Source organism: Allobrachymonas chironomi DSM 19884, assembly GCF_000374625.1.
GTDB classification, from domain to species: Bacteria; Pseudomonadota; Gammaproteobacteria; order Burkholderiales; family Burkholderiaceae_C; genus Brachymonas; species Brachymonas chironomi.
Window position 1 is genome coordinate 1 of record NZ_KB894766.1, and the last position, 20,657, is coordinate 20,657.

The window sequence follows — 20,657 nt, forward strand, 5'->3', positions numbered from 1 at the left end:
GGCACAGACCAAGGGCATCAGGCTCAATCACATCCAGCCCGGGAAACCCACCCAGAATGCCTATGTCGAGCGATTCAACAAGACCTATCGCACCGAAGTGCTGGACTGCTATGTGTTCGACTCACTGCATGAAGTACGGCAGATGACGCAGGACTGGCTGCACCGGTACAACCACCACCGGCCACACGAATCATTGGGTCGAATCCCGCCCGTCGAATACCGTGTGTCACAATTCCCCAACCTCTACTTCTGACTGGCTCAAGAATTCGAGGAGGCTACAACCACCGCCGATGCCGTTCCCGCCGCCCTGCAGGAAGTGGTGGCCAACTTCCGCGCCCGTGGTGCCCAATTGCGCGTCACGGCCATCGGTGCCGCCCAACCGGTGGCCGGTGCCGACCAGACCCTGGCCGATGCCGATGGCCACTTCCGCCAGCGCTACGGCGTGCGTGCCGATGGCGGCGCCTACCTGCTGCGCCCCGACCAGCACGTGTGCGCCCGCTGGGTCACGCTGGACGCCGTCCGCCTGCAAGCCGCCCTTGACACTGCCCTGCCCCAATAAGGAGATTCCCCATGACAACACCACAAGCCACCCTCACCAGCGGCGGTCTGGAAACCGTGTACGACCAGTTGGCCCAGGCCATCGACCAGGCCGGCAGCGACAAGACCGAGCTGTTTCTGGTCAAGCTGGCGCTGCTGAATGCCAACGCCCTGGCCGATGCCGAACAGTTTGGCCGCCACATCGCTGCCGCCCTGCAGGATCTGTAAGTCCCCTGCTGCGCGCGGGTATAAGTTGCATATGCAACTTGTTTCCGGGCGCGGCACTATGCTTGCCCATGGGCTGCCCGGTGCAGCCATGGACACCCTGCCGCTGCCCCACCGGTAGCCCCACCCATTGCAAGGAACCCCATCGACATGTATACCCTGAACGAAACCCAGACCCCGCCCTGCGCAGCTGGGTCAGCAGCGCCCAGGCCGAAGGCGCCGATTTCACCCTGCAGAACCTGCCGTTTGCCGCCTTCCGCCGCCAGGGCAGTGACGAAGCCTACCGGGGCGGCGTGGCGATTGGCGACCAGATCGTCGATCTGGCTGCCGTGGCACAAGCCGGCATCTTCAGCGGCCTGGCTGCCGAAGCCGTCCAGGCCGGCGCCCGGGAGCAGCTGAACGCGCTGATGGCCATGGGCCAGCCGGCCTGGTCGGCCCTGCGCCTGGCGCTGTCGCGCCCCCTGCGCGAAGGCGCTGCCGAACAGGCCGCGCTGCAGGCCTGTCTGGTAGCGCAAGCCGATGCCGAATACACCGTGCCGGCCCGCATCGGCGACTACACCGACTTCTATACCTCGGTCTACCATGCCACCAACATTGGCGCGCAATTCCGCCCGGACAACCCGCTGCTGCCCAACTACAAGTGGATTCCGATCGGCTACCACGGCCGTGCTTCCTGCATGAACGTGTCGGGCACCGATTTCCGCCGTCCGCAAGGCCAGACCCGCCCGCCCGAAGGCAGCCACACTCCCGGCTTCGGCCCCAGCCAGCGCCTGGACATCGAGCTGGAGCTGGGCATCTTCATCGGCAGCGGCAATGCCCAGGGCGAGCCCATCGCCATGGCCGATGCCGAACAGCACGTGTTTGGCCTGTGCCGGCTGAACGACTGGTCGGCACGCGACATCCAGCCCTGGGAATACCAGCCGCTGGGCCCTTTGCTGTCCAAGAACTTTGCCACCACCATCTCGCCGTGGATCGTGACCCTGGAAGCACTGGCCCACTACCGCACGGCCTTCACGCGCCCGGCGGACGATCCGCAGCCTCTGCCCTATCTGGACTCCCCGCAACTGTGGACCGAAGGTGCCGTGGATGTACAACTGGAAGTGCTGCTGCAGACGCCGCAGATGCGCGACCAGGGCGTGCCTGCCGAATCGCTGATCCAGACCAACTACCGCCACGCCTACTGGACGATTGCCCAGATGGTGGCGCACCACACGGTCAACGGCTGCAACCTGCAGTCGGGCGACCTGTTCGGCAGCGGCACCCTGTCCGGCCCCACGCTGGACCAGGCCGGTGCCCTGATCGAGCTGACCACCGGTGGCAAGCACCCGGTCACGCTGGCCAACGGCGAAAGCCGTACCTGGCTGCTGGACGGTGACAGCATCGTGCTGCGTGGCTGGTGCCAGAAGGCCGGCGCCGCCCGCATCGGCTTTGGCGAATGCGAGGCGACCATCCTGCCAGCACGCCAGGGCTAAAGTCCTTGACATCCTTCCAGATCACCGCTGTTCCAGCCTGTTCATGGAACAGCGGTGGCCCCTGGAAGTGAGGAAGCAGTACCCTGAAAACGACAACAGGTAGCATGTGGCTACCTGTTTTTTTATGCGCTGATGGATGCAGCGAGACTATCACCAGGAGCTGGCGATAGTGGCGTCCCCACCAGGAATCGAACCTGGATCTGATTCTTAGGAGGAACCTGTTCTATCCATTGAACTACAGGGACGCAAGCCCACAACTATAGCAGCAGCACAAGTTCCTGGACAAGAAAACGGCCATGAGATGCTGATCAGCAACTGTCTGATGATGTGCAGGAAAGCGCCAAAGGCAAGTTGTGGATGCCACCTGGACAGCTTGGCTGAAGACATGGGCATCCCCTCAAGACAACAGGTTAGCGGCCCCAGCGCAACATCCGCAAGCCGTTGAACACCACCAGCAGCGCCGCGCCCACATCGGCAAATACGGCCATCCACATGCTGGCATTGCCAAATACCGCCAGCAGCAGGAATACCGCCTTGATGCCCAGCGCCAGCGTGATGTTCTGCCAGAGCACGCCATGGGCGCGGCGTGACAGGCGGATGGTTTCGGGGACACGGCGCAAGTCGTCGTTCATGATGACGACATCGGCGGCTTCGGTGGCGGTATGGGTGCCGGCCTGGCCCATGGCAAAGCCGATGCGGGCCGCTGCCAGTGCCGGCGCATCGTTGATACCGTCTCCGACCATGCCGACCACCTGCTGCTGCTGTGCCGCCATGGCCCGGATCGCATCCAGCTTCTGCTGCGGCAACAGGCCGGCCTGCACTTGATCGATACCGGCTTCGGCGGCAATCGCCTGCGCCGTGGCCGGGTTGTCGCCGGTCAGCATCACCGGGGTGATGTCCAGATCACGCAGCTCCCGGATCGCCTGCCGTGCACCGGGCTTGATCGCGTCAGCCACGGCAAACAGGCCCAGCACGCCCTCCTCATCGGCCAGCAGGCTGATGCTGCGGCCCTGCTGCTCATGCAGCGCCAGCCGCCCGGCCAGTGCCGGCGTGAGCTGGCCGCGCTCCTCGATCCAGCGGCGGTTGCCCAGCACCAGCGCCCGGCCGTCGATCCGGCCCTGTGTGCCACGGCCCGGCTCGGCCGCAAAATCAGTCACCTCGGGCAGCCCGCCCGACAGCGCCAATCCCTGCACCAACGCTTTCGATACCGGATGGTCGGAGCGCGCCGCCATGGCCGCTGCCAGCCGCCAGACCTGCTCGGCATCGGTAGCAGCGCGCAGGTTTTCCTGCGCCACCAGCCGTGGCTTGCCTTCGGTGATGGTGCCGGTCTTGTCCAGCGCCATGTGCGTGATCTGGCGTGCCTCTTCCAGCCAGACACCGCCCTTGATCAGGATGCCGCGCCGTGCCGCCGCCGCCAGGCCGCTCACCACCGTCACCGGCGTGGAAATCACCAGCGCACACGGGCAGGCAATCACCAGCAGCACCAGCGCCTTGTAGAGCCCGGTCAGCCAGCTCCAGCCGGCCAGCCAGGGGCCGAGCAGCGCCACCAGAAGCGCGATGATGAACACCGCCGGCGTATACACCGCCGCAAAGCGGTCGACAAAACGCTGTGTCGGCGCACGCGAGCCCTGCGCCTGTTCCACGGCGTGGATGATGCGTGCCAGCACGGTATTGGTCGCCGGCGCCGTGACTTCAAATTCCAGCGCGCCATGCTGGTTGATGGTGCCGGCAAACACCTCGTCACCCGGGCCTTTTTCCACCGGCACGCTTTCGCCGGTCACGGGAGCCTGATCGATGGCGCTGTGGCCGGCCAGCACGCGGCCGTCCAGCGCCAGCCGCTCGCCCGGTTTCACGCGCACGATCGCGCCCACGCGGATCACGGCGGCCGGCTGGCTGTGCCAGCTGCCATCCGGCTGGCGCACCTCGGCAACGGACGGCGCCAGCTCCAGCAGGCTCTTGATGGCGTTGCGCGCCCGGTCCACCGCGCGCACCTCGATCAGTTCGGCCATCGCGTAGAGCGCCATCACCATCGCTGCCTCGGCCCACTGGCCGATCAGGAAGGCCCCCGTCACCGCCACCGTCATCAGCGCGGTGATATTGAGCTGGCCACGCAGCAGCGCTGCCAGCCCCTTGCGATACACGGCAAAGCCGGACAACGCAATCGCCAGGGCAGCCACCACCATGCTGGCGATTTCCCAACCCAACATCTCGGGCGCAAGAAAGTGGATCAGCTCGGCGGCCAGCGCCAACACCAGCGCCGCGCCCAGTTTCAGCATCTCGCGCTGCTGGCGACGCTGCGTCTCTTGCACCGATACCGCCTGGCTCAGGCGTTCGGTTTTCAGGCCAGCAGCCTGAATCGCCTGTTCGATACCGCCCCAGGCGCTTTCCGCAGCCTGCACCGTGACGGTGCGCGCCGACAGGTCAAAACGCAGGCTGCCGACCGCCATGCCCTCCAGGGCGCGGCGGATCATCGCCTCTTCGCTCGGGCAGTCCATGTCGGGGATGCGCAACTGCAGCGTGTCCGCCGCGTTGGTGCCAGGCTGCATCGGCGTGGCAGAACTGCTGCCACAACAGTCGGTTACGGTTGCCGCCGGACTCGCACACGGTGTGGCTGCGGCCGCCTCATGACCGCAGCAGCTGGCGGTTTCCGCAGCTGCCGCAGAACCGCGGCAAGCCGCCGTCGTGCTCACCGGCACCTCGGGTTTGGCCGCAGCGCAGCCACAGGCATGGCTCTGGCAGCCACCCACAACGTCATGGGAATGGGAATCATGCTTCATGCCCATCATGATGAACCCTGAAGTCACTTCAGGGTCAAACCCCTGTAACAACCAGGGTTGTCACCCGGGCCAGCTCCTCTGGCATGATCGTTGCGATCCCGCTTCTGGAGCCTCCATGCCCCACAGTTCCCGTCCTGCTTCCGACTTGCCCGACTGGCTGATCCTCGTGCTCGGCGCCATGGCCTTGGCGCTGGCCATGGGCATCGGCCGATTCGCCTTTACCCCGCTGATGCCACTGAAGTTGCGCGACGGCACACTGACCGCTGCCCAGGGAGCCGAATGGGCCATGCTCAACTATGTCGGCTATCTGCTGGGGGCCCTGACGGCAGCCCGGTTTTCGGCACAGCCGCTGCGCGGTCTGCAACTGGCCTTGTATGGCGTGGCCGCAACCACGCTGGCCGTCGCCTGGGTGGGCCAGGGCCTGCCCGTCTGGTCCGGCGCACTGCTGCGCACCGTGGCCGGCGTGTTCAGCGCCTGGGCGCTGGTATGTACCAGCAGCTGGTGCCTGGGAGAAATGGCGCGTCGGCATCTTTCGCACCGTGGCGCCTGGATTTACGTGGGCGTGGGTAAGGGGATTGCACTGGCCGGGGTGGTGGCCTGGCTCGGCGGCCACCAGCGCGCGCAGGCCTTGTGGCTGGAGTTTGGTGTGGTCACACTGCTGGGCGCACTGTTGCTGCACTTTCTGGCCAGGCCCTCGCCACCCGGCACCAGCACCACTGCCGCCCCGGCCACACCAAGCCAGACCACGCCGCCCGGCACGCTGGGCCTGATCGTCTGCTACGGCATTTTCGGTTTCGGCTACATCATGCCGGCCACTTTTCTGCCCACGCTGGCACGGCAGCAGATCAGCGATCCGATGGTGTTCGGCCTGACCTGGCCGCTGTTTGGTGCAGCCGCCGCGATCTCGGTCGCCGTGGCGGCGCTCTGGATGTCCGGCTGGAGCCGTCACCGGCTATGGGCCGTGGCGCAGGCCATCATGGCCATCGGCACACTGATGCCGCTGCTGCATCCGGCACTGTGGTCGCTGGCACTGTCGGCGGTGCTGGTCGGCGGCACTTTCCTGCTCACCAACATGGGCGGCCTGCAACTGGCGCGCGCCTACGCGCCCGACAACCCGACGCCCTTGCTGGCGCGCATGACGGTGGCTTTCGCCGCCGGCCAGATCCTGGGCCCGCTGCTGGTCCGGGCCATTGGCGAGCAGCGCTGGCTGGGCTGGGATGCGCTGGCCTGGGGCCACGCCTCGGCCACCGTGTTGCTGCTGCTCACCGCCGCCTGGCTGTGGCAGGCGTCGCGCCAGCCTGGTGCCGCCTGAGACAGCCGCTCAATCGGTCTCGATCCGGCCGCTCAGGTTATCAACCGATACCGGCACCTCGTAAAAGCGGATCTCCGGCGGCGCACCGTACTTGGCCGTGACCATCTCCTTCCAGGCATCGCTGTAGCAGGCCTCGGCAGCGGCGCGGCTGTCCCAGAAGTAGATGCCGCCAGCGCGATCGCCCTGCTCGGACAGGAAATAGTGCTTGCGGCGCAGGCCGGGCAGCTGCACATACTTGGGCGCGGTGGACTGGAACACGGCTGCGGCCTGCTCCACGGTCCAGGGCCGGGCCAGATGAAAGGTCACCATCGATACGAACATGGGGGTCTCCTGGTAAGGCAGGATCATGGCCTGCCGTTGGGTATGCGCCTATGCTAACCCCTGAGCCGCGCGCGACGCCGCACCGGGCTGCCACAGCGTAGTCGACAGTGCAGCATGGTCTTGCGCCGCATGGTAAGCTATCGTCTTTCACCACCCTGTTCCGAACACGCCATGCGATTCCCGCTCTCCTCCCGCCGCCACGCCCTGCGCCTGCTGGCGGCCGGCAGCGCCGCTGCCCTGAGTACCCCACTGTGGGCCCGCCCTGCTGCCAGCCCGATCCCGCTACAGGTCTGGAAAGACCCCAGCTGCGGCTGCTGCAAGGACTGGATCGCGCACATGGAAGCCAACGGTTTCCGCGTCACCAGCCACGACAGCGGCAACACCACGATGCGCGCGCGCCTGGGCTTGGCCAGCAAGTTCGGCTCCTGCCACACCGCCGTGGTGGGCGGCTACGTGATCGAGGGCCATGTGCATGCCGATGACGTCAAGCGTCTGCTGCGCGACAAGCCCAAGGCGCTGGGCCTGGCCGTACCCGGCATGCCGATCGGCTCGCCGGGCATGGACGGCCCGGTCTATGGCGGCCGCCGCGACCGCTACGACACCCTGCTGGTACAGCGCGACGGCAGCAGCCAGGTGTTCCGCCGCCACGCCTGATACTCAGGCCGCCCGCTGCCTCGGCGCCATGCGATTGAGCAGCGCGCACAATGACAGCATCACCGGCACTTCCACCAGCACCCCCACCACGGTCGCCAGTGCCGCGCCGGAATGCAGGCCGAACAGCGAAATCGCCACCGCCACGGCCAGTTCAAAGAAGTTGGAGGTGCCGATCAGGCAGGCCGGGCCGGCCACCTCATGCGGCAGCTTCAGCAGGCGCGCGCCAGCCAGGCTGAGGAAGAAGATGCCATACGTCTGCAGCAGCAGCGGAATCGCGATCAGCACGATCACCAGCGGCTTGGCCACGATGGTCTGTGCCTGCAGGCCGAACAGCAGCACCACGGTGCCAATCAGGCCGATCATGGACCAGGGCTTGAGCCTGGCCGTGAAGTCGGCTACGGCTGTGGGCGAGCGGCGCAGCAGCGCATGGCGCGTCAGCACGCCGGCCAGCAGCGGCAGGATCACGTACAGCACGGTCGACAGCAGCAAGGTCTCCCAGGGCACCGTCACGTCGGTCACGCCCAGCAGAAAGGCGGCAATCGGGGCAAAGGCAAAAATCATCACGATGTCGTTCACCGACACCTGCACCAGCGTGTAGTTGGCATCGCCCCTGACCAGCTGGCTCCAGACAAACACCATGGCGGTACACGGTGCCACGCCCAGCAGAATCATGCCGGCAATGTATTCGCTGGCCGATTGCGGATCGACCCAGTCGGCAAACAGGTACTTGAAAAACAGCACGCCCAGCGCCGCCATGGTGAACGGCTTGATCAGCCAGTTGATCACCAGCGTCAGCATCAGGCCCTTCGGCTTCTTGCCCACATCCCTGACCGATGACCAGTCCACCTGGATCATCATCGGATAAATCATGACCCAGATCAGCACCGCCACCACCAGGTTGACGTGGGCATACTCCAGCGCCGCCACCGCGGCAAACAGATCCGGCACCACCATGCCCAGCGCCACGCCGGCGGCAATTCCCAGACCCACCCAGAGGGTCAGATAACGTTCAAACAGTCCCATCTTGCTTCCAGAAAAACAAGGCCTGCCGTGGCAGGCCATGACAATGGCCGGAACCCTTCCGGCCACCGGGTTCAGGCGCGGGCGATTGAGGCCGCCGCGCCCGTTGGCTCAGCGCCTGTCAGTAGTATCGATGGCCTGCTGGCCGATCTTGTCCATCTCGTGCTTGAGTGCCAGCGCGTCCAGCGACGCCAACGGCAGGCTGGCAAATTCGCGGATGCGGTTGGCCATGCCATGCAGCGTGCTGTTGAAGGCGCGGCGCTTGTCGGCATCGCTACCCTCGACCGCCGCCGGATCCGGGAAGCCCCAATGGGCACTCACCGGAGAACCAGGCCAATACGGGCAGACTTCACCAGCTGCCTGGTCACACACGGTGATGATGAAATCCATTTTGGGCGCATCCGGGCCGGCAAATTCGTCCCAGCTCTTGCTGCGCAAGCCCTCTACCGGCAGATGTGAGGCCTGCAGCAGCTCCAGCGCAAACGGGTTCACCTGGCCCGCCGGATGGCTGCCGGCGCTGTAGGCCTTGAACTTGCCCTTGCCAATAAAGTTGAACAGGGCCTCGCCCATGATGCTGCGGGCAGAGTTGCCGGTGCACAGCACCAGCACATTGAAAACACGGTCGACGGTCATGGGAGATTCTCCTTGTGGGTATGGGATAGGGGCAACAGGCGCGCAATGCCCACCGGCTCCTGCGCCAGCAGGGGCACCACGGCATGGCGCTGGGCGTGACACTGGGCCACAGTGGCAATTTCGCGCATTTCGTTGACAGCACGTTGACGCAACAGCGGCGAGCGGGTCTGGCTGGCAGCCACACTGTTGTTCACCACCCAGGCCCAGGGCGTGATGCCGGCGCGCTGCAAGTCGGCCTGCAGGGCGGCCGCCTCCAGCACGGGCGTGGTTTCCGCCAGCGTGACAATCAGTACCTTGGTCTGTGCCGGATCCTGCAACTGCATCATGGGGGTGGTGTAGCGCATGCCACCGCCCCCCATCTGCCGCACGATATCGCGGTGATAGGCACCCGTGGCATCCAGCAGCAACAAGGTGTGGCCGGTCGGTGCCGTATCCATCACCACGAACTTGCGGCCAGCCTCGCGGATGGCACGCGAAAAAGCCTGGAATACGGCAATTTCCTCGGTACAGGGCGAGCGCAGGTCTTCCTCCAGCAGGGCACGGCCTTCCGCATCCAGCCCGGCCCCCCTGGTGGCCAGCACGTGCTGGCGGTAGCGTTCGGTTTCGGCATGCGAATCGATGCGGCCCAGCGTCAGGTGCTCCAGCGTGCCATCGAGCGTTTCTGCCAGATGTGCCGCCGGGTCCGAGGTGGTCAGGTGTACCGGCAACCCGCGTTGCGCCAGTTCCACCGCCACCGCGGCAGCCAGCGTGGTCTTGCCTACCCCGCCCTTGCCCATCAGCATGATCAGGCCGTGGCCTGCTGCTGCGATGTCATCCACCAGACTCGACAGGCTGGGAGCCTGCAGTCCAGGCAGCTCCGGCACCTCGGCCTTTGTCGCAGATCCTGATTGCAGCAACTGGCGCAGCGTCTCCAGTCCGACCAGGTTGAAGGGCTTGAGCGCCACTTGGTCGGTGGGCAGCGTATGCAGGGCATCGGGCCGGGCAGACAGTGCGGCTTGCTCGCGCTGCCGGATCGCGGCGGCCAGCGTGTCCTGCTCCGCCTCGGAAGCCGGAAGCACGCCATTGACCACCAGGTACTGCTGCGTCAGGCCGATATCAGCCAATTCCTGATGCGTGCGAGCCGCCTCGCGCAAGGCCGCCTGCTGGGCACGCGCCACCAGCACCAGCCGGGTCCGCTGCGGATCGGCCAGCGCATCGACCGCGGCCTTGTACTGGGTGCGCTGCTTGTCCAGCCCGGCCAACGGCCCCAGGCAGGAAGCATCGCCCTTGCCGGCTTCCAGAAAACCGGACCACGCCCCGGGCAATTGCAGCAGACGGATGGTGTGGCCGGTCGGGGCTGTATCAAACACGATGTGCGCAAAATCCTCCGTCAACGCGGCATCGGTCAACAGGGCGGTAAACTCGTCAAAGGCGGCAATCTCTGTGGTACAGGCACCGGACAACTGCTCCTCGATGCCCTTCACCACGGCATCCGGCAGCACCCCGCGCACCGGCCCGACAATGCGGTCCCGGTAACCTTGTGCCGCCTGTTGCGGATCGATTTCCAGGGCGGACAGGCCCGGCACGGCAGGTACCGGCACCACCCGGTTGCCAATCTCCAGGCCAAACACCTGCCCCACATTGGAAGCAGGATCAGTGCTCACCAGCAGCACGGAGCGGCCGCTCTCGGCCAGCTGCAGCGCCGTGGCACAGGCCAGCGAGGTCTTGCCCACCCCGCCCTTGCCGGTAAAGAACAGGTAGCGTGGTACGTCTTGCAGGAACTTCATGCTGCCCTCTCAGCAACAACGGCTGCCGGAGCAGCAGCCGGAGCCGGTATCCGTGGCAGGCGCTGCAGGCTGCGCCAGACCGGCCCAGCGCGCCAGCTCGGCACGCGCCGGATAGCGACCGGCCAGCGCCACTTCGCCACCCACCAGAATCAGTGGCAGCCCTTCCTGGCCGGAACGCTCCAGAAACGCCTTGACCACGGGCTGGCTGGCAAAAGCCAAGGGCTCCTGCGCCAGGTTGAAGCGGGTGATCTGCGCGCCCTGCTGCTGCGCCCACTCCACATCAGCCGCCAGGTTGACCAGCGTCTGGTCCACTTCGATACCACACACGCCACTGCTGCAGCACATGGCAGGATCATAAATCTGGATGGTTTTCATTTTAACTATTGATCTAAAGTTGAAATATTGATGCCAAAAATACCTGTCTCATTAGCAGGCCTTGTCCAGCGATGGCAGCAAAACCGCTGCGCAACCAGCCGCCTGCCGCATGTCGGCACACTGCTCGGGATGACCCGCACAGCACTCCTCGGTCAGATAGGCAATCAGATCCAGCATCAGCGGAATATTCGCCCGGTAGCGCTGAAAGCGCCCCTCCTGCTCCACGGTCAGCAAGCCGGACTGCAGCAAGGCCTTGAAATGAAAGGACAGATTGGCCGGCGGGATATCCAGCGCGGTGGCGATTTCACCCGCTACCATACCCTCCGGTCCGCGCTCCACCAGCAGGCGGAACACATCCAGCCGGACGCCGGATGACAGGGATTCGAAGATGGCCAGGGCAGAAGCTTGCAACATGCTTGAACTATACAACAACTCTCTAAACAATACACCTCTTCATCACCGCCGGCTGCAACAAACATGCAAATCTGCCTCTGATCACCGGAACCGGCCCGCTAGAATGGGATGAGCACATCCGCTTATCAGCCCCATGACAGCTGTCTTTCCCATTACATCCTGACCCGGCTGCCTCCTGCCGCCGGGCGGCATGGCATCGCATACCGGCATGAAGGATTCCCGCAGTACCTCCACCCCCACACCCCGCCCGTCCTGGCACACCCACAGCCCTGAACAGGTCTGCCAGCAACTCGACACCAGCCCGCAGGGTCTGGACAGCACGCAGGCCGACGCACGGCTGCAGCTCCATGGCCCCAACCGCCTGACGCCGCCCAAGCGGCGCAGCGCCCTGCAGCGCTTCCTGCTGCAATTCCACAACATCCTGCTCTACGTGATGATGGGCTCGGCCCTGATCACGGCCCTGCTGGGGCATTGGGTGGATACCGGCGTGCTGCTGGGCGCGGTGCTGATCAACGCCATCATCGGCTACATCCAGGAGGGCAAGGCCGAAAAGGCGCTGAATGCCATCCGCAACATGCTGTCGCCGCACTGCATCGTGCTGCGCGACGGCAGCTACCGCGAACTGGAAGCCGACCAGCTGGTGCCCGGCGATGTGGTGCTGCTGGCCTCGGGCGATCGCGTACCGGCCGATCTGCGCCTGTTGCAGGTGCACGAACTGCGGGTCGAAGAGGCAGCCCTGACCGGCGAATCGCTGCCGGTAGACAAGTCCCCCGAGGCCGTGGCCACCGATGCCCCGCTGGGTGATCGCTTCTGCATGGCCTATGCCGGCACCCTGGTGCTGTACGGCCAGGCCACCGGCGTGGTAGTGGCCACCGGCAGCCAGACCGAGCTGGGCCAGATCAACCAGATGCTGTCCGACATGGAGGCGCAGACTACACCGCTGCTGCGCCAGATCGACCGCTTTGGCAAGACGCTGGCCATCGGCGTGCTGACCATCTCGGCACTGACTTTTGCCCTCGGCACGCTGTGGCGTGGCCATCCGGCATCGGACATGTTCATGATGGTGGTGGCGCTGACCGCCTCTGCCATTCCGGAAGGGCTGCCCGCCATCATCACCGTGGCGTTGGCGCTGGGCGTGCAGCGCATGGCCAGGCGCAAGGCCATCGTGCGTCGCCTGCCGGCGGTGGAGGCGCTGGGCGCCGTCACCGTGATCTGCTCCGACAAGACCGGCACCCTGACCCGCAACGAAATGACGGTACAGCGCGTGGTCTGCGCCGACCACACGGTATTCCAGGTCACCGGCGTCGGCTATGCCCCGCAAGGGCACTTGCAGCTGGACGATGCCCCGGTGCAGGCCAACGACTTTCCGCCCCTGCAACTGGCCATCCAGGCCGGCGTGCTGTGCAACGATGCCAGCCTGATCGAGGAAGATGGCCAATGGCAGCTCACCGGCGATCCGACCGAAGGGGCCTTGCTGGCGCTGGGGGGCAAGACCGGCCTGCCCCAGTCGCAAGCCCGTGCCCGCTGGCCCCGCATGGACTCCATCCCCTTCGAGTCCGAGCACCGCTTCATGGCCAGCTTTCATGAAGATGCCGATGCGCAACCCTGGATCTTCGTCAAGGGCGCACCCGAGCGCATCCTGGACATGTGCGCCCACGAGATGGCGCTGGACGGCAGCCTGCAACCACTGCAGGTAGACACCTGGCGCCGCATGGCGACCGACACCGCCGCCCATGGCCTGCGCCTGCTGGGCTTGGCCATGCGCCGCGCCCGGCCACAGGGCGAACGCCTCACGCACGACGACCTGACGCAGGACTTTGTCATGCTGGCCCTGGTCGGCATCATCGATCCGCCGCGCACCGAAGCGATCCGCGCCGTGGCCGAATGCCATCAGGCCGGCATCCGCGTCAAGATGATCACTGGCGACCATGCCGAAACCGCGCGTGCCATCGGTGCCCAGCTCGGCATTGGCGTGGGCAAGCCCTCGCTCACCGGCAACGAAGTGGCGCTGCTGGACGACAGGGAGCTGCGCCGCGTGGTGATGGAAGTGGACGTGTTTGCCCGCGCCAGCCCCGAACACAAGTTGCGGCTGGTGCAGGCGCTGCAGGACAGCGGCCAGGTGGTGGCCATGACCGGCGATGGCGTCAACGATGCGCCCGCGCTCAAGCGCGCCGATGTCGGCGTGGCCATGGGCCTGAAAGGCACCGAAGCGGCCAAGGACGCCGCCTCGGTGGTGCTGGCCGATGACCACTTTGCCACCATTGCCGCCGCCGTGCGCGAAGGCCGCGCCGTCTACGACAACATCCGCAAGTTCATCCTGTTCATGCTGCCCACCAATGGCGGTGAGGCGCTGATCGTGATCGCCGCCATCCTGTTCCAGCTGGCCTTGCCGCTGACACCGGCACAGGTGCTGTGGATCAACATGGTCACCTCCAGTGCGCTGGGCATGGCGCTGGCGTTCGAGAAGGCCGAACCCGGCATCATGCAACGCGCGCCACGGCCGGCGCACCAGCCGCTGCTGTCAGGCTTCTTCATCTGGCGCCTGCTGCTGGTATCGGTACTGTTCATGATCGGCGGACTCGGCCTGTTCCTGTGGGAACTGCGCGCCGGCACCTCGCTGGAAGTGGCACGCACCATGACCGTGAATGCGGTAGTGGCCTGCGAGATGTTCTACCTGCTCAACAGCCGTTTCATCCTCAAGCCGGTGCTGACCCGCGAAGGCCTGACCGGCAATCCCTATGTGCTGGCTGCGCTGCTGGCCTGCATTCCACTGCAGCTGGCCTACACCTACCTGCCCTGGATGCAGGGCATTTTCGGCTCTGCCGGCCTGAGCGCAGGCGAATGGCTCAAGGTGCTGGCGGCCGGCCTGCTGGTGTTTCTGGGAGCCGAACTGGAAAAATGGCTGCTGCGCGTCACCGGGCTGGCCCGGCGCCTGCGACTGGGCTGAACGACCGCCGTGCCCGGACACTCCCCTCAGGGCACCGGGCAGGCATCCGGCGGATCGCCCTGCAGCCGCGCCGCCAGGTCATCCACCACCACGGCCCAGTTGGCATCGCGTGCCAGCTCCTCCTTCAGGAAGTGCGCCTGGCTTTCGTTCCAGAACGGCGCATCGCACAGGTTCACACAGCTGGCATCCAGACGGTGGGTTTTCACGAACTCGGCGATCGCCTGCTCGTCATTGGGCAGACCGAGCTGGCTGAACAGCTCTTCCATGGTGTAGCCGGAAGTGGGATACATGATGCTTTCCTCCTTGCAAGTCGATGGCATGTCGTCATGCCTGCAACCATTCTGGCCTGCCGCACAGCACTTGCGTGTAGGCATTGTTCCCTAGTTGCCAGCTGGCAGCCTCTGCCGCCCGGCACGGCCCGTTCAGGCAGCCACCAGCGGATAGCGCAGTGCCAGCAGCTCCTGCAAGCCGAATTCGGCAGCCATGGCCTGCATGCGCTCGGTCGCGCTGCGCTTTTTCTGGCCGGTATGACGCGCCAGAATCAACTCGTTCTTCAGGCTGTGCTCCCAGCCCACCAGTTCGGTCACGGTAACGCTGTAGCCTTGCGACTCCAGATACAGGCAGCGCAGCACATTGGTGATCTGGCTGCCCATTTCGCGCGTATGCAGCGGATGGCGCCACAGCTCGGCCAGGGGCGTGCGCGACAGGTTGAAGGCCTTGTTCTGACGCAAAAAACCGGCCGTTTCCGCCTGGCAGCACGGCACCAGCACCATGTGGCCGGCCTGCTTCTGCAGGCCGAAGGCGATGGCATCGTCGGTGGCGGTATCGCAGGCGTGCAGCGCGGTCACCACATCGATGCGTTGCGGCAAGTCGGCGCTGTGCGCCGATTCCGCCACGGTCAACGGCAGGAATTGCATGCGATCAAAACCCAGCTGCTGCGCCAGCGCCCGCGAGCGCTGCACCAGCTCCTCGCGGGTTTCGATGCCGAAAATCGTGCCCTCGGCACGCTGGCGGAAAAACAGGTCGTAGATGATGAAGCCCAGATAGGACTTGCCCGCACCGTGGTCGGCCAGCGTGATGTTGCTGCGGCCTGCGGCTTCCAGCTCCAGCAGAATCTTCTCGATAAAGCCGAACAGGTGGTAGACCTGCTTGAGCTTGCGCCGCGAATCCTGGTTGAGTGCGCCATCACGCGTCAGGATGTGCAGCTCCTTGAGCAGTGCGATTGACTGGCCGGGGCGGATGGCTTCCTGCACCTGGCGTGCCATGGCCTCGGCTTTGGACGGGCCGCGTGCCGGGCGTTCGCGGCGGCCAGCCGGCTTATTCGCCGCCGTCGCCATCGCCAGCCTCGTCGCGCTCACCGCCATCGCCAGGCTGCGGCTTGCGCCCGCCGGCCGGGCAGCGGCGCACCCATTCTTCGCCGCTGACACGGGTCTGGATGCCCAGCTGTTCCCAGCCGGCACGGCCCATGGCCTCCAGCCGCTCGATATTGTGTTCGGGAATGGCATCCACATCCGGATAGCTCTCGACCGCACGGTCGATGCTGGCCTCGCGCAGCAGGTGCAGCGTGGGGTACGGTGCCCAGTTGGTGGCGTTGCTGATGTCGTCCGGCTCGGTGTCCAGGAACTGGTAGCGCGGGTGGAAGCTGGCAATCTGCAGCTCGCCCTCCAGCCCCAGATCGGCCAGGATGTCCTCGGCGGCACCGGCAAAGTCGTTGAAATACAGGAAATCGTCGAACATGGCCGGGAACATCAGCAGCGTGGTTTCGCGCTCGTCCATGGGGCGCTCGGCCAGTGCCACCAGCTCGTCGTGCACCGCCTGCAAGGCGTCGTCCTCGGTCAGCGCGCCGGCCACGGCATAGTGCACCAGCTCCTTGGTGTAGGTCGCCTTGGCAAAGGGGCACAGGTTCAGGCCGATCACGGCCTGCTCCAGCCAGTGGCGGGTATCGGCCACGACGGTGTTTGCAAGATCTGTAGTCATGCGCGCCATTGTGCCACGCAGGGCCTCAGCGGGCTACGGCATGCGTGGTCTGCAGGCGGGCAAGCTGCAGCGCCAGCACGCAGCCCAGCACACAGGCCATGCCGGTGGCAACCCAGGTCCAGTGCCAGCCGCCCGCCACGCCGGACAGCCAGGCGACCGCGGGCGGACCAAAGAACTGGCCGATCGACGAGCCCTGCTGCATCCAGCCCACGGTGGTGGAAATCAGGCCGGCATTGGGTGCCAGGCGCGGCACCAGCACGAACATGGTGCCCGGAATCAGCCCGCCCACCAGCGAGAACAGCAACATGCCGGCATAACGCAGCTGCGGCGCAAAGTCGAAGGCGGCAAATGCCAGAAAACCGCCTATCGCCATCGCGACAAAGCCGGTGATCAGCAGCCCGGTCGGGCGCGCACCACGGTGCAGCAGGTTGCCCGCCACGATGTTGCCGATGATGTTCATCGCCGGCACGAGCGCCGTCAGCGCTCCCAGCAGCCAGCCGCTGATGCCGGCCTGGGCATAGATCGAGGGCAGGAAGCCGATCACCGCCAGCCACTGCGCGGAGTAGGCGCAAAAGGTCAGGAACAGCAACCAGGGCCCGGCGCTGGTCAGCGTCAGGCGCAGCTTGTCCACCCAGCCGCCCGACGCCGCTGCCGCTGCGGCATGTGGCGGATCTGCCGGCACCCAGAGCCAGGCCGCCAGCAGGCACAACGCGCACAGCAGGCCGATCAGCCACCACCAGCCGGCCCAGCCGCTGGCCTGCATCACGACCGGGCCGAACAGCATCGCCAGCGCCGTGCCAAACGGCATGTACGAGCCCCAGACTCCCATCATCCGGGTGACCTGGCTTGGCGGCACGACGCGCCGGATCAGCGCCGGCGCCGCCAGCGTGGTCAGCAGAAAGCCCAGGCCCTCGACCGCGCGCAGCACCAGCAGCAGGGATGCGCTGTCTGCCCAGCCGCCCGCCAGGCTGGCTCCCGTCATCAAAGCCAGACCGCAGAGCATGGCACGGCGCAGGCCGAAGCGGTCTGTCGCCAGCCCCAGAAACAGGCCCGTGGTCAGCGTGGCCACCTGCACCAGCGACAGCAGAAAGCCGGCCTCTACCAGCGTCACGCCCAGATCACGTTGCAACACCGGCAGCGCCGGTGGCAGCTTGCCCACGATCAGCGCCGCGCACACGCCGGCCGCCATGACGATCCACGCGGCACGCATGCCGCCCTCCGGTCCGCTCACATTCACATCAGCACCTGCCGGCCGGTCAGACGCACATGCTCGCGCAGCGCGAAGCGGTCCGTCATGCCGGCAATATAGTCGGCCACGGCACGCTCGGTATCGGCACGCGTGGCGAAATCGGGTTTCATCTGCTGCGGCTGCTGCAGGTAGATGGCAAACAGATCACGCACCACCTGCTGCGCCAGCTCCATGGTCTGCATCACCTGCGGATGGCGGTACAGCGCCTTCAGCAACAGCTGCTTGAGCTGCAGCGATTCGGCCCGCATGGCGGCACTGAAGCTCACCAGCGGCGGGCACTGCCGCACCTCGTCCACGCTCTGCGGTTGCTGCTGCTCCAGCGCCGCGCGCGTTGCCGCGATCACGTCGTAGACCTGCTCGCTCAGCATGCGGCGAATGGTTTCGTAAATCACGCGCCGGCCGGTCAGCTGCGGCCAGTCGCGCAGTGTGCCGGCATGGTGGCGCGCCACCAGCGGCACGCTCAGCACCTGCTCCCACTGCAGCAGACCGGAGCGCAGGCCATCATCGATATCGTGTGCGTTATAGGCAATCTCGTCGGCGATATTGCACAGCTGCGCCTCCAGGCTGGGCTGCTGCCCGAGCAGAAAGCGCCGGCCGACACCGCCCGGCTCCTGCTGCTCCAGCCAGTGGGCGTTGCGCGCCGAGCAGTGCTTGAGAATGCCTTCGCGCGTCTCGAAACACAGGTTCAGGCCATCAAACGCCGGATAGCGCTGCTCCAGCACATCCACCACACGCAGGCTCTGCAGGTTGTGCTCGAAGCCGCCGTGCTCCTGCATGCAGCCGTTGAGCGCATCCTGCCCGGCATGGCCGAACGGCGTGTGGCCCAGATCGTGTGCCAGCGCAATCGCTTCCACCAGATCCTCATCCAGCCCCAGCGCACGCGCCACGCTGCAGCCGAGCTGTGCCACCTCCAGCGAATGCGTCAGCCGGGTGCGGTACAAATCGCCCTCGTGGTTCAGGAACACCTGCGTCTTGTAGACCAGCCGACGGAACGCCGAGCTGTGCACGATGCGATCACGGTCGCGCTGAAACGATCCGCGCGTGGGGGCATCCGCCTCCGGATGACGCCGACCGCGCGACTGCCAGGGCAAGGCGGCCCAGGCGGCGTGGCTGTGCTGGCCGCTGTCCGGAACGCCTGGCAGCGGTGCGCTGTAGATCGCCATCTCAGCCCTGGCTGCAGGCGGTGATCACCTCGGCCACCAGACTGTCCGGGGCCCTGGCCAGCGCCGCTTCGCCCGCTTGTGCAATCACCACGAAGCGGATCTCGCCGGCTTCGGCCTTCTTGTCCACGCGCATGTGGTGCAGCCATTCTTCCACATTGGCCGCATCGTCTGCGGCCAGGCGCGGTGCCACCACCGGCAGGCCGGCGCGCTGCACCAGCGCGCGCACCCGTTGCACGAAAGCGCCATCGACCAGTTCGAGCCGCGCCGACAGCTCGGACGCCATCACCATGCCGCAACCAACCGCCTCGCCATGCAGCCAGCTGCCGAAGCCCAGACCGGCCTCGATCGCGTGACCAAAGGTATGACCATAGTTGAGGATGGCGCGCATGCCACTTTCCTGCTCGTCCTGTCCCACCACCCAGGCCTTGATCTGGCAGCTGCGGCGCACCGCCACCGCCAGTGCCTGCGGATCACGCGCACGCAGGGCATCGACATGCTGTTCCAGCCAGTCAAAAAAGCCCATATCGGCAATCGGACCGTACTTGATGACCTCGGCCAGACCGGCGCTGAGTTCGCGATCCGGCAGCGTGGCAAAGGTATCCATGTCACAGACCACGCGGCGCGGCTGGTAGAAGGCCCCGATCATGTTCTTGCCCAGCGGGTGGTTGATCGCGGTCTTGCCACCCACCGAGGAATCCACCTGCGCCAGCAGCGTCGTCGGCACCTGCACGAAAGGCACGCCGCGCATGTAGCAGGCGGCGGCAAAGCCGGTCATGTCGCCGATCACGCCACCACCGAGCGCGTACAGCACGGTCTTGCGGTCGCACTGCCGGCCCAGCAGGCCATCAAAAATCAGATTCAGCGATTCCCAGGTCTTGTACTCCTCGCCGTCGGGCAAGGCCACCACATGCACCTGGGGGTAAAGCGGCTGCAAGGCCTGCTGCAGCTGCGCTGCGTAAAGCGGCTGCACCGTGGTGTTGGTCACGATCACGGCACTGCGCGCAGCCGGCAGACCCTGCCAGCTGCTCCCCTGCGCCAGCAGACCACTGCCGATATGGATGTCGTAGCTGCGCGTATCCAGCGCAATGGACACACGCTCCTCGCCGTCCGCCGGCACGGCGTCAAACGGAACCAGGGGAGCGGTGATATCGAATCGGGTCAGGGCAGTGGCATTCATGTCCGTATTGTCGCCCAAGTCGGAAAACTGCATGGCCTGCAGGCCCGCTTGCCGACTCCCGCCAGCAGCGCCATCAGGAGCCCGGATGTTTCCTGGCCGGACGCTGTGGCGACGGCTGCACCAGCCCGGCCATCTCCAGCTGCATGGCAATATGGCTGACCAGCACCTGGATCGAGGAACGGCCGGTATCGATCACGTAGTGCGCGGCTTTCAGGTAAAGCGGATCACGCGTCTGAAACAGCTCCTGCAGCTTCTGCCGCGGGTCCGCCACCTGCAGCAGCGGACGCTTGGTGTCATGGCGCAGGCGACGGTAGATTTCCTCGGGCGAGGCACGCAGGTAGAGCACCGTGCCGTGCTGGCGCAGGATCTCGCGGTTTTCCTCGCGCAGCAGCGCACCGCCGCCGGTGGACAGCACGATCTGCTCGCCGCTTTCGGCCACGCGGCGCAGCAGCGCCGTTTCCAGATCGCGGAAGGCCTGCTCGCCCTGCGTCTCGAAGTATTCCCGGATGCTCATGCCGATCTGCTGCTCGATTTCATGGTCGCTGTCCACGAAGGGCAAGCCGAAACGGCGCGCCACCTGGCGCCCTGCCGACGATTTGCCCGAGCCGGGCATGCCTACCAATACGATCACCTTGCTG

The 20,657-nt window shown here is 65.9% G+C and carries 20 protein-coding genes, 1 tRNA gene and 1 pseudogene; 7 read left to right on the forward strand and 15 right to left on the reverse strand.

All coding sequences use genetic code 11. The features are described from left to right. The 4 genes and pseudogenes from C513_RS0102525 to fahA all read left to right on the forward strand — a co-directional run. The coding region (locus C513_RS0102525; RefSeq protein WP_018714459.1) for an integrase core domain-containing protein at positions 1-253 on the forward strand (253 nt) is incomplete at its 5' end. Positions 254-319: 66 nt separating this feature from the next. Beyond that, a complete protein-coding gene (locus C513_RS0102530) occupies positions 320-559 on the forward strand; it encodes a hypothetical protein (protein ID WP_026320470.1) in 240 nt (79 codons plus the stop codon). An 11-nt stretch (positions 560-570) separates the two neighbouring features. Further along, entirely contained in the window at positions 571-765 is a 195-nt protein-coding gene (locus C513_RS0102535) for a hypothetical protein (protein WP_018714461.1), read from the forward strand. A 147-nt stretch (positions 766-912) separates the two neighbouring features. Then, positions 913-2,234 (forward strand): annotated as a pseudogene (gene fahA / locus C513_RS0102540) (fumarylacetoacetase). 170 nt (positions 2,235-2,404) lie between these two features. Here fahA and C513_RS0102545 read toward each other — a convergent pair. Beyond that, a tRNA-Arg gene (locus C513_RS0102545) sits at positions 2,405-2,479 on the reverse strand. A 165-nt stretch (positions 2,480-2,644) separates the two neighbouring features. Further along, a complete protein-coding gene (locus C513_RS0102550; protein WP_018714463.1) occupies positions 2,645-4,780 on the reverse strand; it encodes a heavy metal translocating P-type ATPase in 2,136 nt (711 codons plus the stop codon). Positions 4,781-5,126: 346 nt separating this feature from the next. Here C513_RS0102550 and C513_RS0102555 point away from each other — a divergent pair, with 346 nt between their 5' ends. Beyond that, entirely contained in the window at positions 5,127-6,323 is a 1,197-nt protein-coding gene (locus C513_RS0102555) for a YbfB/YjiJ family MFS transporter (RefSeq protein WP_018714464.1), read from the forward strand. A 9-nt stretch (positions 6,324-6,332) separates the two neighbouring features. Here C513_RS0102555 and C513_RS0102560 read toward each other — a convergent pair whose 3' ends face one another. Then, positions 6,333-6,644, reverse strand: coding sequence for a YdhR family protein (locus C513_RS0102560; protein WP_018714465.1), 312 nt, complete (start codon positions 6,642-6,644; stop codon positions 6,333-6,335). A 171-nt stretch (positions 6,645-6,815) separates the two neighbouring features. Between C513_RS0102560 and C513_RS0102565 the strand changes: the two genes are divergently transcribed. Next, positions 6,816-7,298: a DUF411 domain-containing protein gene (locus tag C513_RS0102565; protein ID WP_018714466.1), complete on the forward strand. Its 483-nt coding sequence runs from the start codon at positions 6,816-6,818 to the stop codon at positions 7,296-7,298. Positions 7,299-7,301: 3 nt separating this feature from the next. Here the strand turns inward: C513_RS0102565 and arsB are convergent, their stop codons facing one another. From arsB to C513_RS0102590, 5 genes are all read right to left on the reverse strand, one after another. Beyond that, positions 7,302-8,321, reverse strand: coding sequence for an ACR3 family arsenite efflux transporter (gene arsB, locus C513_RS0102570; RefSeq protein ID WP_018714467.1), 1,020 nt, complete (start codon positions 8,319-8,321; stop codon positions 7,302-7,304). 108 nt (positions 8,322-8,429) lie between these two features. Then, complete coding sequence (locus C513_RS0102575; protein WP_018714468.1) at positions 8,430-8,951, reverse strand: arsenate reductase ArsC; 522 nt, start codon at positions 8,949-8,951, stop codon at positions 8,430-8,432. Further along, positions 8,948-10,717 (reverse strand): arsenical pump-driving ATPase, encoded by a 1,770-nt coding sequence (gene arsA, locus C513_RS0102580; protein WP_018714469.1) that lies wholly within the window; start codon positions 10,715-10,717, stop codon positions 8,948-8,950. Before arsA ends, C513_RS0102575 begins: the two co-directional genes overlap by 4 nt. 9 nt (positions 10,718-10,726) lie before the next feature. Next, positions 10,727-11,092 (reverse strand): arsenite efflux transporter metallochaperone ArsD, encoded by a 366-nt coding sequence (gene arsD / locus C513_RS0102585; RefSeq protein ID WP_018714470.1) that lies wholly within the window; start codon positions 11,090-11,092, stop codon positions 10,727-10,729. Positions 11,093-11,143: 51 nt separating this feature from the next. Continuing rightward, positions 11,144-11,506, reverse strand: a complete 363-nt coding sequence (locus C513_RS0102590; RefSeq protein ID WP_026320473.1) for an ArsR/SmtB family transcription factor — start codon at positions 11,504-11,506, stop codon at positions 11,144-11,146. Between the two features lie 208 nt (positions 11,507-11,714). On the opposite strand from C513_RS0102590, the gene C513_RS0102595 reads away from it, so the two are divergent. After that, complete coding sequence (locus C513_RS0102595) at positions 11,715-14,453, forward strand: cation-transporting P-type ATPase (RefSeq protein ID WP_026320474.1); 2,739 nt, start codon at positions 11,715-11,717, stop codon at positions 14,451-14,453. 26 nt (positions 14,454-14,479) lie between these two features. Here C513_RS0102595 and C513_RS0102600 read toward each other — a convergent pair whose 3' ends face one another. The 7 genes from C513_RS0102600 to C513_RS0102630 all read right to left on the reverse strand — a co-directional run bounded on the left by C513_RS0102600 (position 14,480) and on the right by C513_RS0102630 (position 20,650). Beyond that, positions 14,480-14,743, reverse strand: a complete 264-nt coding sequence (locus C513_RS0102600) for a DUF2789 domain-containing protein (protein ID WP_018714473.1) — start codon at positions 14,741-14,743, stop codon at positions 14,480-14,482. A gap of 132 nt (positions 14,744-14,875) precedes the next feature. Then, on the reverse strand, positions 14,876-15,790 hold the full coding sequence (locus C513_RS0102605) for a class I SAM-dependent methyltransferase (protein WP_018714474.1): 915 nt from the start codon (positions 15,788-15,790) through the stop codon (positions 14,876-14,878). Continuing rightward, on the reverse strand, positions 15,771-16,430 hold the full coding sequence (locus C513_RS0102610; RefSeq protein WP_156816018.1) for a DUF1415 family protein: 660 nt from the start codon (positions 16,428-16,430) through the stop codon (positions 15,771-15,773). The genes C513_RS0102605 and C513_RS0102610 overlap by 20 nt, the downstream gene beginning before the upstream one ends. Positions 16,431-16,455: 25 nt before the next feature. Further along, positions 16,456-17,640, reverse strand: coding sequence for an MFS transporter (locus tag C513_RS0102615; RefSeq protein WP_018714476.1), 1,185 nt, complete (start codon positions 17,638-17,640; stop codon positions 16,456-16,458). A 23-nt stretch (positions 17,641-17,663) separates the two neighbouring features. Continuing rightward, positions 17,664-18,842 carry a deoxyguanosinetriphosphate triphosphohydrolase gene (locus C513_RS0102620; RefSeq protein ID WP_018714477.1) on the reverse strand — a complete coding sequence of 393 codons (1,179 nt, stop codon included), beginning with the start codon at positions 18,840-18,842 and terminating at the stop codon, positions 17,664-17,666. Position 18,843: 1 nt separating this feature from the next. Next, the gene (gene aroB / locus C513_RS0102625; RefSeq protein ID WP_156816019.1) at positions 18,844-20,019 is read right to left on the reverse strand and encodes a 3-dehydroquinate synthase; all 1,176 of its coding nucleotides are present in this window, start codon (positions 20,017-20,019) and stop codon (positions 18,844-18,846) included. 73 nt (positions 20,020-20,092) lie between these two features. Beyond that, complete coding sequence (locus C513_RS0102630; RefSeq protein WP_281167654.1) at positions 20,093-20,650, reverse strand: shikimate kinase; 558 nt, start codon at positions 20,648-20,650, stop codon at positions 20,093-20,095. Positions 20,651-20,657: the final 7 nt, after the last annotated feature.

Coding starts and splice junctions, on each gene's coding strand:
- C513_RS0102535 (WP_018714461.1), top strand. CDS start 571: ATGACAACACCACAAGCCACCCTCACCAGCGGCGGTCTGGAAACCGTG.
- C513_RS0102550 (WP_018714463.1), bottom strand. CDS start 4,780: ATGCAGCCTGGCACCAACGCGGCGGACACGCTGCAGTTGCGCATCCCC.
- C513_RS0102555 (WP_018714464.1), top strand. CDS start 5,127: ATGCCCCACAGTTCCCGTCCTGCTTCCGACTTGCCCGACTGGCTGATC.
- C513_RS0102560 (WP_018714465.1), bottom strand. CDS start 6,644: ATGTTCGTATCGATGGTGACCTTTCATCTGGCCCGGCCCTGGACCGTG.
- C513_RS0102565 (WP_018714466.1), top strand. CDS start 6,816: ATGCGATTCCCGCTCTCCTCCCGCCGCCACGCCCTGCGCCTGCTGGCG.
- arsB (WP_018714467.1), bottom strand. CDS start 8,321: ATGGGACTGTTTGAACGTTATCTGACCCTCTGGGTGGGTCTGGGAATT.
- C513_RS0102575 (WP_018714468.1), bottom strand. CDS start 8,951: ATGACCGTCGACCGTGTTTTCAATGTGCTGGTGCTGTGCACCGGCAAC.
- arsA (WP_018714469.1), bottom strand. CDS start 10,717: ATGAAGTTCCTGCAAGACGTACCACGCTACCTGTTCTTTACCGGCAAG.
- arsD (WP_018714470.1), bottom strand. CDS start 11,092: ATGAAAACCATCCAGATTTATGATCCTGCCATGTGCTGCAGCAGTGGC.
- C513_RS0102590 (WP_026320473.1), bottom strand. CDS start 11,506: ATGTTGCAAGCTTCTGCCCTGGCCATCTTCGAATCCCTGTCATCCGGC.
- C513_RS0102595 (WP_026320474.1), top strand. CDS start 11,715: ATGAAGGATTCCCGCAGTACCTCCACCCCCACACCCCGCCCGTCCTGG.
- C513_RS0102600 (WP_018714473.1), bottom strand. CDS start 14,743: ATGTATCCCACTTCCGGCTACACCATGGAAGAGCTGTTCAGCCAGCTC.
- C513_RS0102605 (WP_018714474.1), bottom strand. CDS start 15,790: ATGGCGACGGCGGCGAATAAGCCGGCTGGCCGCCGCGAACGCCCGGCA.
- C513_RS0102610 (WP_156816018.1), bottom strand. CDS start 16,430: ATGACTACAGATCTTGCAAACACCGTCGTGGCCGATACCCGCCACTGG.
- C513_RS0102615 (WP_018714476.1), bottom strand. CDS start 17,640: ATGCGTGCCGCGTGGATCGTCATGGCGGCCGGCGTGTGCGCGGCGCTG.
- C513_RS0102620 (WP_018714477.1), bottom strand. CDS start 18,842: ATGGCGATCTACAGCGCACCGCTGCCAGGCGTTCCGGACAGCGGCCAG.
- aroB (WP_156816019.1), bottom strand. CDS start 20,019: ATGAATGCCACTGCCCTGACCCGATTCGATATCACCGCTCCCCTGGTT.